The organism is Seonamhaeicola marinus (assembly GCF_008085455.1).
Genome location: NZ_VSDQ01000316.1, coordinates 1 through 326 on the forward strand (window position 1 = coordinate 1; position 326 = coordinate 326).

General features: G+C 35.9%; 1 pseudogene. It reads right to left on the bottom strand.

The window, feature by feature from the left end:
- Positions 1 to 326: pseudogene (locus FUA24_RS04150) on the bottom strand (THC0290_0291 family protein); the annotation flags it as partial.

Consider the following 326-nt stretch of genomic DNA (forward strand, 5'->3'; position numbering starts at 1 on the left):
AAGCAGAGTAAAAATTTGTAGGATCTGTTACATCACCTATAGCATCAGGGTTTGGGTTAGCATAGGTAGTTGTAACCTCAGGCGTGTAGTATGTATAATGCACACCTAAACTTGCAAAAGGAGCTACCCTATACCCAAAAGACTGAAAAGACCTTATACTTCTTGGAAAAAACTCTAACTGTGTACCAATATCTAAGTTTTTAGCGTAACCTGTATGACCACGTAATTGATTGGCTTCAGGTGAATTTTTACTTGGGTCTACCCATTCACCTAAATGTTCTAATTTCGTTTTATTCCACGAAATTTCGTTTCTTAATTTAAAATGA